The sequence below is a fragment of the Streptomyces reniochalinae genome (assembly GCF_003323735.1).
Taxonomy (GTDB): domain Bacteria; phylum Actinomycetota; class Actinomycetes; order Streptomycetales; family Streptomycetaceae; genus Streptomyces; species Streptomyces reniochalinae.
The window spans coordinates 112,104-125,719 of sequence record NZ_QOIM01000020.1 but is presented as its reverse complement, the minus strand read 5'-3'; the positions used below and the strand labels follow the sequence as shown (position 1 = coordinate 125,719).

General features: G+C 74.4%; 8 protein-coding genes. 4 read left to right on the top strand and 4 right to left on the bottom strand.

Translation table 11 applies throughout. From position 1 onward, the window contains the following. The first annotated feature begins 15 nt into the window (after positions 1-15). The 3 genes from DQ392_RS02605 to DQ392_RS02595 are packed head-to-tail and all read left to right on the top strand — an operon-like array spanning position 16 to position 2,082. The gene (locus DQ392_RS02605; RefSeq protein WP_114013855.1) at positions 16-495 is read left to right on the top strand and encodes a phosphatase PAP2 family protein; all 480 of its coding nucleotides are present in this window, start codon (positions 16-18) and stop codon (positions 493-495) included. Next, positions 488-1,513, top strand: coding sequence for a decaprenyl-phosphate phosphoribosyltransferase (locus DQ392_RS02600; protein WP_114013812.1), 1,026 nt, complete (start codon positions 488-490; stop codon positions 1,511-1,513). The genes DQ392_RS02605 and DQ392_RS02600 overlap by 8 nt, the downstream gene beginning before the upstream one ends. A 17-nt stretch (positions 1,514-1,530) precedes the next feature. Then, positions 1,531-2,082, top strand: a complete 552-nt coding sequence (locus tag DQ392_RS02595) for a GtrA family protein (protein WP_245981095.1) — start codon at positions 1,531-1,533, stop codon at positions 2,080-2,082. 2 nt (positions 2,083-2,084) lie between these two features. Here DQ392_RS02595 and DQ392_RS02590 read toward each other — a convergent pair whose 3' ends face one another. The 4 genes from DQ392_RS02590 to DQ392_RS02575 form a co-directional block, all read right to left on the bottom strand. Continuing rightward, entirely contained in the window at positions 2,085-3,050 is a 966-nt protein-coding gene (locus tag DQ392_RS02590) for a carbohydrate ABC transporter permease (protein ID WP_181856238.1), read from the bottom strand. Continuing rightward, positions 3,047-4,543 (bottom strand): carbohydrate ABC transporter permease, encoded by a 1,497-nt coding sequence (locus DQ392_RS02585; RefSeq protein WP_114013811.1) that lies wholly within the window; start codon positions 4,541-4,543, stop codon positions 3,047-3,049. Before DQ392_RS02585 ends, DQ392_RS02590 begins: the two co-directional genes overlap by 4 nt. Before the next feature lie 137 nt (positions 4,544-4,680). Next, complete coding sequence (locus DQ392_RS02580) at positions 4,681-6,030, bottom strand: ABC transporter substrate-binding protein (RefSeq protein WP_114013810.1); 1,350 nt, start codon at positions 6,028-6,030, stop codon at positions 4,681-4,683. 620 nt (positions 6,031-6,650) lie between these two features. After that, complete coding sequence (locus DQ392_RS02575; protein WP_245981093.1) at positions 6,651-11,252, bottom strand: FtsK/SpoIIIE domain-containing protein; 4,602 nt, start codon at positions 11,250-11,252, stop codon at positions 6,651-6,653. Between the two features lie 535 nt (positions 11,253-11,787). Between DQ392_RS02575 and DQ392_RS02570 the strand changes: the two genes are divergently transcribed. Beyond that, positions 11,788-13,542 (top strand): serine/threonine-protein kinase, encoded by a 1,755-nt coding sequence (locus DQ392_RS02570; RefSeq protein ID WP_114013809.1) that lies wholly within the window; start codon positions 11,788-11,790, stop codon positions 13,540-13,542. Positions 13,543-13,616 lie beyond the last annotated feature (74 nt).

Here is a 13,616-nt window from a genome sequence, read left to right as displayed (position 1 = left end):
TGGGAACGGCGGCTGCTGTGCGCCCTGGGCGACTGCGCAGCCGACGCCCGGGTTGCGGGCGCGGCGCGGACCCTGTCCTGGTGCGGGGAACACGCCGCCGTCTGGCTCCTCGCCGGACTCGCCGGAGCCGCCACCGACCGTACGCGGCGGGAGCGCTGGCTCAGGGGCACGGGCCTCGTGGCCGCCGCCCACCTGGCCAGCATGGGGCTCAAACGGGTCGTGCGCCGCCCGCGGCCCCGACTGGCGGGCCGCGCCCCGCTCGTACGGACAGCAGGACGCCACTCCTTCCCCAGCTCCCACGCCGCCTCCGCAGGCGCGGCGGCCCTCGCCCTCGGCGGGCTGCGCCACCGGCGGGCCTTCGGCGCGCTCGCCGCGCTGATGTGCGTCTCCCGGCTGGTCGCCGGCGTCCACTACCCCTCCGACGTGCTCGCCGGTGCGGCCCTCGGCGCGGCGACCGCACGGCTGGGCACCCGACGGGAGCCCCGCCATGGCTGAACGCTTCACTCTGACCGGCAGCCGCGAAGGGGGACCCGCGCCGGTGACAGAACCCCCGAAGACCACCGCACGCCTCCGGCCCGAGCCCGCCGGCACCTGCGCCCCGCCCCCGCCCGCCGCCACCCGCCCCGCCGGATTCGCCGGCACCCTCGCCGGCGGGCTGCTGCTGACCACGCGGCCCCGGCAGTGGGTCAAGAACCTCCTCGTCGCCGCCGCGCCCGCCGCCGCCGGACAACTCGCCTCCCCGCACACCGTGGCGCGACTGGCACTCGTCTTCGCCCTGTTCACCGCCGCCGCCTCGGCCGTCTACCTGCTCAACGACGCCCGCGACGCCGAGTCCGACCGCGCGCACCCCGACAAGTGCCGCCGCCCCGTCGCCGCCGGCACCGTCCCCGCCCCCCTCGCCTACACCCTCGGCGCGGCCCTCGCCCTCGCCACGACCACGCTGGCCGCCCTGCTGTGCAACGCCGCGACCGCCGCGCTGCTGGCCGGCTACGTCCTCATGCAGATCGCCTACTGCCTGCTGCTCAAACGCATCCTGGTCGTCGACCTCGCCGTGGTGACCGCCGGGTTCGTCATGCGCGCCATGGCCGGCGGACTCGCCCTCGACATCCCGCTCTCCCGCTGGTTCCTGCTCACCGCCGGATTCGGCGCCCTGTTCATGGTGGCGGCCAAGCGGTACTCCGAGGCCGTCCTCATGGGGGAGGGGGAGGGCGACACCCGCGCCCTCCTGCGCGACTACTCGGTCGGCTACCTGCGCTTCGTGTGGCAACTCGCCGCCGGAGTCGCCGTCCTGGCCTACTGCCTGTGGGCCCTGGAGGCCGACGGCGGACAAGAGGGCTCCCTGTGGCGGCAGCTGTCCATGGTGCCGCTGATCCTGGCCGTCCTGCGCTACGCCGTCTTCGCCGACCGCGGCCACGCGGGCTCCCCCGAAGACGTTCTCCTGCGCGACCGCCCCCTCGCCGTCACCGCACTGATCTGGGCCCTCCTGTACGGGCTGTCCGTCGCGGGTCTGTGACCCGGGTGGGTCCTGGCGTGAAGGGGGCGCGCGCCGTGTGGGACCGGGTCCCCGCGCGCGCCCGCGCGCTGTGCGCCGAGATCGCGGGGTTCGCGGTCGTCGGGGTGTTCGCGTTCGCCGCCGACCTCGGTACGTTCCTGTGGCTGCGCGGCCCCGCGGGGCTCGATCCGATGGCGGCGAAGGCCCTCTCGTTCGCCGCCGGTGTCGCCGTCGCGTACACCGGCAACGCGCTGGGCCCCTACCGGCTGCGCGGCCGCCGGGTCGCCGGACGCTGGCGCAGGTTCAGCGTCTTCGCGCTGGTCAACACGGCGGGCGGAGCCGTCCAGTTGGGGTGCCTCGGCGTGTCCAGGTACGGGCTCGGGCTGACGTCCACGCTGGCGGACGTGGTGTCGGGAGCGGGCGTCGGCCTCGTGCTGGGCACGGCCGTGCGTTTCTGGGGGACACGCACGCTGGTGTTCTCAGCAGCGTCCACGGCCGGATCCGCGCCGCTGCCCGAGTCCGGGCCCGCCCCCGGGCCCGCCCACGCCTCCGAGGCGGTGGGGGAGAGGGGAGCGGGCGGGCGTCGGTGACGTCACTTCACGGCGCCGGCCATGACACCGGAGACGAACTGGCGCTGGAAGGCGAAGAAGACGGCCAGCGGGATCAGCATGGAGATGAAGGCACCGGGCGCCAGAACGTCGATGTTGTTGCCGAACTGGCGCATCTGCTGCTGGAGGGCGACGGTGATCGGCGGGTTCGTGGAGTCCGCGAAGATCAGTGCGACGAGCATGTCGTTCCACACCCACAGGAACTGGAAGATGCCGAGCGAGGCGATGGCGGGCCCGCCCAGCGGCATGACCACCCGGGTGAACAGGCGCAGTTCTCCGGCTCCGTCCAGCCGGGCGGCCTCCAGGAGTTCGCGGGGGATCTCGGCGAAGAAGTTGCGCAGCAGGAAGATGGCGAAGGGCAGGCCGAAGGCGGTGTGGAAGAGGACGACTCCTGCGGTGGTCTCGAAGATGCCGAGCGTGTTGAACAGCTTGGCGACCGGCACGAGCGCCACCTGCACCGGTACCACCAGCAGCCCCACGACGAGCAGGAACCACCAGTCGCGTCCGGGGAAGTCCATCCAGGCGAAGGCGTATCCGGCCAGGGCGCCGATCACCACGACGAGCACCGTCGCCGGGACGGTGATGAGCACGGTGGTCCACAGGGATTCCATCACCTGTTCGTTGGCGAACAGGGCGTCGTAGTTGGACCACGTCAGCTGGTCGGTGTCGAGGATCCAGGGGAAGCTGCCGTTCAGGTCGAAGACGTTCCACCATCCGGAGATGGAGATGTCCGCCGGGTCGCGCAGCGACGAGCTGAGCAGGCCGGCTGTCGGCAGCAGCCAGAACAGTCCGATGACGACGAGCGCGAAGCGCACCGCCCAGTGGCCGGTCAGCGCGGCCACCCGTTGGGCCATCGTGGTCCTGGGGCGTCCGGTCTCCCGCGCGGGAGCCGACGGCCCTGAGGGGGTGCCCGAGGCGCCCGCGGCGCCGTCGGTGGTCAGCGTGGTCATCGGCGGGACTCCCTGCGCAGACGACGGATGTTGAGGATCATGACGGGCACGACGAGCAGCAGCAGGATCACCGCGATCGCGCTGCCCGCTCCCTGGTCGGGCTTGCCGCCGAAGGACTTCAGATACAGCTGGAGCGCGAGGACGTTGGCTTCCCGCTGGGTGGCGCCGGGCGAGATGATGTAGACGAGGTCGAAGATCTTCAGCACGTTGATCATCAGGGTGACGGTGACGACGCCGAGGACCGGCGCCAGCAGCGGCACGGTGATCTTGCGGAAGACCTTCCACTCGCTCGCGCCGTCGACCCTGGCCTGCTCCAGCAGTTCGCGCGGTACCCCGGCCAGCCCCGCGGCGATGAGCACCATCGCGAAGCCCGCCCACATCCACACGTAGCTGCCGATGATGGCGGGCGTCACCAGCGTGGGGCCGAGCCAGTCGACGCCGTTGTAGGGCTGCGCGAAGTTGCCGGCGGGCAGCCGCAGGGTGGCGCCGTCGGCGGCGGCCGGGAGGGTGAAGGTGCCGTCCTCGCCGGTGGTGGCCTTCGCCACCGTCCGACCGTCCTTGACGGCCTCGACCTCGATGTTCGCGAGTGCCTTCTCCTGCTGGTCGATGACGCCGTGCTCGCTGCGCCCGCCCTTGACGAAGTCCAGCCACACGGTGCCGGTGACCTTCCCGCCCTCGGTCTTGGCCGCCTTCTTCGCGGGCGCGGCGTCGCTCGCCTCCTTCGGCGGGATGCCGACCAGCGGCAGGGAGACCGGGCTCGCCGCGTCGACGGTCTCGCGGGTGAGGTACGCGCCGCCGCCCACGGCCTTCAGCGGGGCGTCGGTGCGGGGCCTGGCCTCGGGCCAGGGCGCGGTGTCGGCGAACGTGTCGTGCACGGTGGTCCACATGGCGTTGGCGATGCCGCGGTCGGGGTCCTGCTCGTAGACGAGCCGGAAGATGATGCCCGAGGCGAGCATGGAGATGGCCATCGGCATGAAGACCAGCAGCTTGAACGCCGTGCCCCAGCGCACCCGTTCGGTGAGAACGGCGAAGATCAGGCCGAGCGCGGTGCAGACGGCCGGGGCGACGACGAACCAGACCAGGTTGTTGCGGAACGCGATCAGCGTCCCGTCGTCGGTGAAGATCTCCGCGAAGTTGTCCAGCCCCACGAAGGACGAGCCGTCGGCGTCCATGAAGCTGCGGTAGATCGAGTAGCCGATCGGGTAGACGACCAGCGCTCCCAGGACCACCAGCGCGGGCAGCAGGAACAGCGCGGCGATCCAGGGGCGCCGGCGCAGCGCCGCGGCCCCTGCGGCGACCTTTCCGGTCTCGGGCCCTGGACTCTTGCCCGCGCCGGCCGCTGTGCCGGCTCCGGCGTCGGTGCCGGGCGGTGCTGCCGGGCCGGTCTGCGGGGTGGTGCTGGTCGCTGCGCCGGTGACCGGCGCGTCGGGGGCACCGGTGTCGTCCGGTATGCCTCCGGTCGCGCCACTCGATGGATTGCTCGGGGTCGGCATGACGGTGGTCTCCCCTGTCCTGGTCCGTCAGTGAGGCGTGGAGATCGCGGAAGCCGTACGGCGGGTGCTGCGGCACGTGCGGAGCGTGGAGCGCGCGCGGTGGGTACGGGTCGCGGCGGGTGTGGTCACGGCGCGGTTCACTTCTCGTACGCCTTGGCGGCGGCCTTCTCCAGTGCGCGCTGGGTGCCCTTGATGTCCTTCGGGTGCGCCAGGAAGTCCTGGAGGGCCTTCCACTCGCCCTCGCCCTTGGTCCCGCCGAAGGAGGCGGGGGCCTGGTCGGACATGTCGAAGCGGAAGTCGTCGCCCGCGCCGATGAGCGCCTTGGCGATCTCCCGCTGCGGCTGGTTGGGGTACGCCGACAGGTCCAGCTCCTTGTTCGGGGAGATGAAACCGTCCTCGGCCGCCCAGATGCCCGCCGCGTCCTTGGACGCCAGGAACGTGGCCAGCGCCTGCGCCCCCTTGCTGTCCTTGAGTACGGCCGCCGCGTCGCCGCCGGTCACCACCGGGGGCTGGGCGCCGACCTTCGGGAAGGGATAGACCTGTGCGTCCTCGCCGATGCGGGCCTTCGTGTCGGTCGCGATGTTGACGCCCACGAAGTCCGCCTCGAAGACGAGCGCGGCCTGAGGCGAGGCCAGGTTCCCGTACGGCTTGGAGACCGAGTCGGGGAAGGCCGTTTGCAGCGCGCCCTTGTTGCCGCCCGCCAGCAGGTGGCTCTCGCCCCACAGCTGGGCCAGCGTCCTGAGCGCCTTGGTGACCGAGGGGTCCGTCCACGGGATGTCGTGCGAGGCGAGCTTGTCGTACTTCTCGGGGCCCGCCTGGGAGAGGTAGATGTTCTCGAACCAGTCGGTGAGCACCCAGCCGTCGGCGCCGCCGATCGCCACCGGGTCGACACCGGAGTCGGAGAGGGTCTGCGCGTCCTCGACGAAGGCGTCCCAGTCCTCGGCCTCTCCCACCCCGGCGTCCGCGAACGCCTGGGCGTTGTACCAGATCAGGGACTTGTTGGCGGCCTTGTAGTAGATGCCGTACTGCTTACCGTCGACGCTGCCGAGGTCGCGCCAGCCCTTGCCGAAGTTCTTCTCCGACTCGGCCAGCGCCTCCTTGCCCAGTGGCTTGAGCCAGCCCTTCTCGGCGAACTGCCGCAACACGCCCACCTGCGGCATCATCGCCACGTCCGGCGGGGCACCGCCCTCGATCTTGGAGCCGATGTAGGTGGCCACGTTGTCGCCGGTGGGGACGAACTCCACCGTCGCGCCTGTGCGTTTTTCGAACTCGTCCAGCACCTTGCGGAAGTTCTCCTGCTCCGCACCGGTCCACACGGCCGCCACCTGGAGCTTCTTGCCGTGGAGGTCGGGGAGGTCGACGGTCGGCTCGTGTGAAGCCGCCCACGCGCTTCCCTCGTCCTCCTTGGCGCAGCCCGCGGCGGCGAGTGTGAGGGCGATGACGGAGACGAGCGCGAGAGCCGTGCGTGGAGCACGCGTATGACGCATGGTTCAGGCCGTCCCTTTCCCCCATGTATCCCGTCCCGTGTCGGCCGAACGGGAATCGAGCAGGGCGCGGCCAGCCGTGGCGGGTACCGCGCCGTACCTTTCTGTGCGGAAGTTTGTACGCCCGGATCAGTACCCGTGGCAACACTGTGCGGACCCCCGCCGGTATCTTGATCAGTCCGTGACCTGCCGCCCCCCAGCAACGCGCCGACTACTGCGAACTCCTGGGAGCCACGGGGCAGTTGAGTCACCCGTACGGAGGGCGTGCACCCTCCGCCGCCGCGAGCGGACGCTCTCCCTCAGGCAGCGCCCGAGCCCCCGCGGTGGGCGCACGGCCTCCACGCCGCCCCGGGGGCGCGCGCCCCCGGGGCGGACCCGCCCCGGCCCCTCCCGTCACCGGGCACGAGCACGGCCGTGCCCTCATGGCAGCGACGGCACTGCTGTGAGCACAACTGTGGGGGCACGGCAGCGGAGCACCGCTGTGGAAGCACCGCTGTGAGGGCACGCCGCAACGCTCGTGGCGCGCGCACATTCAGCGCTCACCGTGGGCCGGCGGGGCACACGTGGCCGCGGCGCAGGGCCCGCCCGCGGGCGGCCCCGCGGCCCGTGGCCTCTGCCGGCCGCTACCGTGAGCGGGCCGCCTGCTGGGCGGCGCGCTCCATGGCGCTGGCGAGCAGCGCCAGGTCCGTCGGCCCGTTGCCGAGCTCACGCACCTGCCGCCGCGCGGGCGGATCACCCGCCCGCGCCCAGTCCAACGGCACCACGGTCGGCCGGACCGTCGCCGTGCGCGGGATGCGTCCCGTCACCCGCCCCGCCTGGAAGGCGACGGGGATTCCGTGTTCGGCGGCCTCGGCTTCCACGGCGCCTCCGGTCCCTCGGCCTCCTCGGGGCCGTCGGACCACCAGAGTGCCGCGCCCGGGCGGTGCCGCCGTGGGCCCGCCCTCGCCACCGGTCAACCGCGCGTGCAGCGCCGCCTGTTGGGCGAGGAGGGTGGCCGCCGTCCGGTCGGGGCGTCCCGTCGCGGCGACGACGTGCACGCCCAACCGCGCTCCCGACCTGGCCACGGCCTCCAGCGCGCGCACGACCGAACCGGCCGCGGGACGGCCGGGGTTGCCCAGGGCCGGATCGACCAGCGTGTCGAAGTCGTCGACGAGTACGACGAGACGGGGCGGTACGCCGTTGGGCCCCAGCGGCGAGGGAGAGGCGAGCGCGCTCGCCGCCTCCGACGCCCCGGCCCGCTCTGCGCCGCCTCCCCGTTCGCCGCTCGCCTGACGCAGTCGCAGGGTGCGCTGTGTCCGGTCCGGTTCCACCGCACCCGCCGACTCGCCACCGGCGCGGTCTGGCTGTCCGCCGGTGGTCTCGCTGCTGGTGATCCGGCCGCCGGGGTGGCTGCCGGCCGGGGTCGGAGTGCCCGCGCGGGAGGCGCCACCTGTCGGGGTGTCGCCGGCTCCCTCGGTCGGCTCCGGCGACTGCGCGGCCTGGGACGGAAGCGTCTCCCGCCGCCTGCCGGACCTCTCGGCGGACGAGTGGGGGTCGGCGTACGCACCGGGCGCCCCGCCGGAGCCCCCGAAGCCGCCCGCACCTTCGGCTGAGCCGCCGCCCTGCCCGCCTCCGGATCCGCGCGGTCCGAAGCCCTGGCCCTGCCGGGCGGGCTGCCCGGCGGCCACCGCCGCCCGCTCGTCCGGCGCCTGAGCCGGGGCCGGCACCTGCACCTCGGCTCCGGTGGAGGACGCTGACCCGGCGGGAGAAGCCGTCCCTGCGGGAGAAGCCGTCCCTGCGGAGGAACCCGTCCCCACCCGAGAACCCGTCCCTGCGGAGGAGGTCCCACCCGAGGAGGCCCCGCCCGAGGACATCGCGCCCGAGGAGGCGGTCACGGGGGCGGATGCCGACCCGGCGCGGGTGCCCGCACCGGCGGCGGGTGTCGCCTCCCGTTCGGGCGCCTGGCGCGGGGCCACCACACGGCCGCCGGGCCCGGCGGCCAGCCGCACGTACTCGTCGTAGCTGCTGCCGTCCCCGATCAGCTCCGCGCGCCGCTTCACCTCGGCGCTCAGCGCCTGTGCGAACTGCCGCATGCGCACCGGATCGCCCGCCACCAGGTGTTCGGTGACGTGGGGCAGGTCAGTGCAGGCGCGCAGGCCCTCTCCTGAGCCGGTTCCCGCGCCGTCCACGAGGACGAGAGCGAGCCTGTCGGGCCGCTCCCCGGCGGCGAGCGAGGCCGACAGCGAGCGCAGCAGCTCCGTCTTCCCGGACCCGGAGGCTCCGCTGATCAGAGCGTGTCCTCCCGCGGAGGCGGCTTCCACACCGGCCTCCGCCGCCTGCGCGGCCGCTGTCGATGTCGCTGCCGCTGTCTCGGCGGGCGCCGCCCGGTCGTTCGCCGCTTCCGCCCGGTCGCCGAGGTGGGCGAGGTCGGCCTCCAGGGGGCCGTGAGGGCCCGCGCCGAAGACGAGAGGGGCCCGTCCCGTGGGGGCGCCGAGCCGTTCCGACCAGCGGGCCAGGAGCGCGGCGGGGGTGGCGCGGGCCAGGCCCAGCTCGTCCAGCAGCCGGCACTGTTCGGGCAGGGTCACGGTGGGCCGGGTGAGCCCCGCGCGGGCCGCCGCGTCGTCCGGTTCCCTCAGGGGGGCCAGTGCGCGCGCGAACCGTTCGGCCCAGGCGAGTGAGACCGCGTCGACGGTCGCGACGGGAGCGCTCGTACCGCCCGCCGCCGGGCCGGAGTGACCGGACGCACCGGCGCCAACGGACGCCGCCGTGCGGTCCGGTGCTCCGGGGTGGCCCGGGTGGTCTGAGTGGTCTGAGTGACCCGGGTGCCCCGTCGGATCGGGGCGGCCGGGCGCGCGGTGCAGGACACGGACGGCCGTGGCGACGTCGCCGCTCAGCAGCGCGACCGTGCCGCACTCGGGAAAGACCGGGCACACCGCGTTCGCCGCCTCGACCGTGGCCGTCACCGGCGACGAGGGACTGGCCGCCGGTGTCTCGGCGAGGCAGATCAGGTGGATGCCCGCAGCCGCGCCCTCCCGCGCCAGCCGCTCCACACTCGCGCGCAGAGCCGCCGAGCCCGGATCCCCGTCCACCACCACGACGACGGCGGGACCCACCCGGGCGCCGCGGGACGACGCCGCACCGCCTCCCCGCGCCACGCCGCCGGGCAGACCGCCACCGCGGTGGGCGGCCGCCTCGGCGGTCTCATGGGCGGCGGCTTGAGGGGCGACCGGAACAGCGGGTGCGGTGCCGTGCGTGTCGAGGCGCCGGATGAGCTCGGCCGTGCGTGCAGCCGCCTGTTCACGGTCGTACGCCGTCAGCAGGCCGCAGTCCTGGCCGTGCGCCGGGCGCAGGTGCGGCAGCCAGCCCAGCCACGACCACTCCTGCCGACGGACCTCGGCGCCGCGCGTACGGTCAGCGGACAGCAGAACGATCTCCAGGGCGCTCGGCCCGTGCAGGGCCGCCAACTGGGCGAGCACCGCACGGGTCAGCCCGGCGAGCCGCGCCCGCGGTCCTGCCAGCCCGAGGGATCCCGCCTGCCGCAGATCCACGGTGACGGGGTCGCCGTGTCCGCCGCTGCGGTGGGTGACGCCGAGGCGCACCGTCAGGGCGTCGGGGTGGCCCGGGGCGCGCTCCCACAGCCGGGGCCCCGGGCCCAGCGCGTTCAGCAGCACCGCTGCCGGGTCCGGCCAGCGTGCCTCCCACTCGTGCGGCGTGAGCCTGGGCCCTGCCGTGTCCCACGCGCCCGGCTCCTGCGGGTGCGCGGCGAGACCGTCGGCGGTGCCGGAGCCGTAGCGGGTGGGCCCGCTTGGCCGGCCTCCGGGATCTGACGCGGGCGGCGGCTCACTGACGAGGGAGGGGCCGCCCGCGGCCCCGGCCTCGCTCGGACCGGCGCCCTGGGCCGGCTCCGCGCGGCCGCCCGCGAACCGGCGCGCCCAGGCGCCGAGCCCCTTGCCCTTCCGAGCGCCCGCGTCCCGCGCTCCGAGCGGTGGCGGGGAGGCGAGACCGAAACCATGGGTCTCCTCGGCACCGGCACGGGCGTCGCCACCGGGGAAGGGCCTCGGCGCGTACGCGTGCCCGTCGGGGCCCCGCTCGGCCGCCTCGTGCCCGAACCCGCCGCCGCGCTGTCCGCTCGCCTCCCCGCTCGGACCGGCGGTCCCGTATGGACCGGCAGTGCTCCCGTACGGACCCGTGGCGGGGAGGGGATCGGCCCGCGTGCCGGGGCCTGACGTGCCGGGGTCTGAGGGGGAGGCGGCGTCCTCCTGGCGCGCCAGGCGGAGCCTGCCTTCCCCGTCGGGGACGGTGGGCAGCGCGAGCGGGGGCATGGCCGCGGCGCTGCTCTGCTCGGCGGGCGCGCCGGAGCCCGCCGCCTCCAGCCGCAGGGACGTCTCACCGAGGCGGAGTGTCGCGCCGGGAGGGAAGAGGGCCGGCTGGGAGCCGACCGGTGCGCCGTCGAGGGTGGTGCCGTTGGTGGAGCCGAGGTCGGTGACGGTGACCGTGCCACCGTCGGTGACCGTCACCGCGCAGTGCAGCCGGGAGACGTCCGGGTCGTCCAGGGGGACGTCCGCCTCGGCCGAGCGTCCCAGCAGGACCTTGCCGCCCTGGAGGAGGTGGATGCCGCCCGCGTCGGGCCCCGCCACGACGTGCAGCCTGGCCTTGGCCGAACCGTACGCCCGCAGGGCCGTGAGGGCGGCGCCGTGCGCGGGGAGGGTGGCGGGCGCGACCGGCGCGTGGAGCGAGACGAGCGCGCCGTCCAGCAGGGGCGGCTCGCCGATGATCTGGCGGTGCGGGTCGAGCCGCCGGGTGCCGGCGTAGACGACGACGGGTTCCTGCGGCCCATCCTCGCTCCCGGACTTACCGCCCCCGGCCGCAGGCTCGTGCCCCGTGGCGCGCGGGGCGCCGGAAGCGCTCGTGGACCCCGAGGTGCCGGTGACGCCCGAGGCGCCCGTGTCGCCCGGAGACTCCGCGCCGGCCAGCGCCGCCGCCGTCGAGGTCGCCAGGGCCCCCGTCACCGCGGAGAGCACCGTGCCGGCCGGGGCGGTGACCAGCACGTTCGCAGACCCGACGGGGTGGGTCTGCGGTGTGCCTGAACCACCGGCGCCCGCCGTGCCGCCCGAGCCTCCCGCGCTGCGTGCGCCGCGTGGCGCCAGGGCGACAGTCAGCCGGATCTGCATCTGCCCCTCCAGGTCCCGTCCGCTTCCTGTCCGCGGTCCGTCCGCGTCGTCCTGCCCGCGGTTGGCCCGCGTCATTCTGTCCGTTGTCCGTACCGCTTCTGTCCGCGGTCCGCGACACCCTTCGCGGCACCGTCCGTCCCCGCGTCCTGCCCGCGGTCCGCCGCGCCGCCCGTTCTTCCGCTTCTTCCGTTCTCCGTCCTGCCGCGCCGTCCGTCGCCCGGTCCGCCGTGTCGCCGTGTGCGGTCCGGCGCACGGCGGGGCAGCGTTCGCCGTGTTGCCGTGCGCGGTCCGTGGTCCGGTTCGTCGTGCCGTTCCGCATCGTGTGTCTGCGCTGCGTTGCGGCTGGTTCTCGCATGCATACTCGCACTTGCCGCCGACAGCGGGGCCCGTCCTGGCCACCTCATGATCAGGGCGGGCGGAACGATCTTGTCCGGGTGTGGGTGGCGCCGCAACCATCGCCCTGCCCGGTGCGTCTCAGCAGGGAGCCGCCGGGCGCCTCGGTGCCGCGGGGTGCGGGTCTGTGCGGGGGGAGGTCCGCGGGCCCGGCACCGCCTTGCGGGGCGGCACTATTGTGGGCGGGACAGCAGTACGAGACCAGGGAGCGCATGACGTGCGGCCGGTAGGCAGCAAGTACCTGCTCGAAGAGCCGCTGGGGCGCGGCGCCACGGGCACCGTCTGGCGGGCCCGCCAGCGTGAGACGGCGGGCTCCGAGGCGGCGGTGGCCGGGCAGCCCGGCGAGACCGTCGCGATCAAGGTCCTCAAGGAGGAGCTGGCGGGCGACCCGGACGTGGTGATGCGGTTCCTGCGGGAGCGCTCCGTCCTCCTGCGGCTGACGCACCACAACATCGTCAGAACCCGCGATCTCGTGGTCGAGGGCGATCTTCTGGCGCTCGTGATGGATCTCATCGAGGGCCCTGACCTGCATCGCTATCTGCGCGAGAACGGCCCGTTCTCGCCCGTCGCGGCGTGTCTGGTCACCGCGCAGGTGGCCGACGCGCTGGCGGCGAGCCATGCGGACGGGGTGGTGCACCGGGATCTCAAGCCCGCGAACGTGCTGCTCACCGAGGACGAGAACGGCATGCGCCCGATGCTGACCGACTTCGGTATCGCGCGCCTGGCGGACTCGCCGGGGCTGACCCGTACCCAGGAGTTCGTCGGCACCCCGGCCTATGTGGCGCCCGAGTCGGCCGAGGGCAGGCCGCAGACGTCGGCTGTGGACGTCTACGGCGCGGGGATCGTGCTGTACGAGCTGGTCACCGGGCGTCCGCCGTTCAGCGGTGACAACGCGCTCGCGGTGCTGCACCAGCATCTGGCGCAGGATCCCGAGCGGCCCGCGAACATTCCGAATCCGCTGTGGACGGTCATCGAGCGCTGTCTGCGCAAGAACCCGGACGAGCGGCCCAGTGCCGTGAATCTCGCCCGGGGGCTGCGGACGGTCGCCGACGGTATCGGTGCCCAGGCCACTCCGCAGGCGGCCGGGGCCGCGCTGGGTGTGGGTGCGCTGCTGGTGCCCGACCCGACGCCCGCGCCGGTGCCGGAGTCCGGCACGCTCGCCGGGGGCGCCCCGGGGGCGGGCGCGGGCGACTCCGACCCGACGCAGGTCCTTCCGCACGGCGCGGGCTCCGGTGCGGGGGCCGGCGGGCAGTACGACCCGTCGGCGGAGACGAACGTGATGCCGCAGACGGGCATGCCGCAGACGGGCGGCCCCGGCGGCCCGGGGCAGCAGGGCCAGGGACCCAACGCCGATCCGACGCAGGTGATGCCCCCCGTCCCCGGCGGCCCCCCGCAGGGGCAGTCGCCGCAGCAGGACGGGCCGCACCCGTGGGAGAACCAGCTGCGCGCCGCGCGGGACCGCAACGAGCAGACGCAGTTCCAGCCGCTGGATCCGAGCTTGGATCCGCTGCGCCGCCGTCCGCAGCGCCAAGCCCCGCAGCCGCCCCCGTACGGGCAGCAGGGCTATGGCCAGCAGGGGTACGGGCAGCAGGGGTACGGGCAGCAGCCCCCGCAGCAGTACGGCGGGCAGCAGCACCCGGGGCCCCGGCAGCAGCCGCAGCAGCCTCCGCAGCGGTACGAGCCGCAGCCGTCGCGGCGGCGGGAGCCGAGGCCGCAGCGGGAGCCGCGTCCGCCGCGTGAGCCCAGGCCGCAGCGGGAGCCGCGGCAGCGCAGCGCGAACCCGATGCGGATTCCGGGTCTCGGCTGCCTCAAGGGCTGCCTGTTCATGATCGTCATACTGGTGGTGGCGGGCGTGCTGGTCTGGAACTTCACGCCGGTGCCGGAGTGGTGGGCGCAGGGCAAGAGCTTCTGGCAGTCGGCCAAGGACGTCTTCGATCAGATAGGGGACTTCTTCTCGAAGGTCAACGGCTGACGACACGACCCGTCAGCTGTTCGCCGACCTTGGGAATTTGTCGACTTCCAAAGAGGGATTTCCCCCGCAGAAGT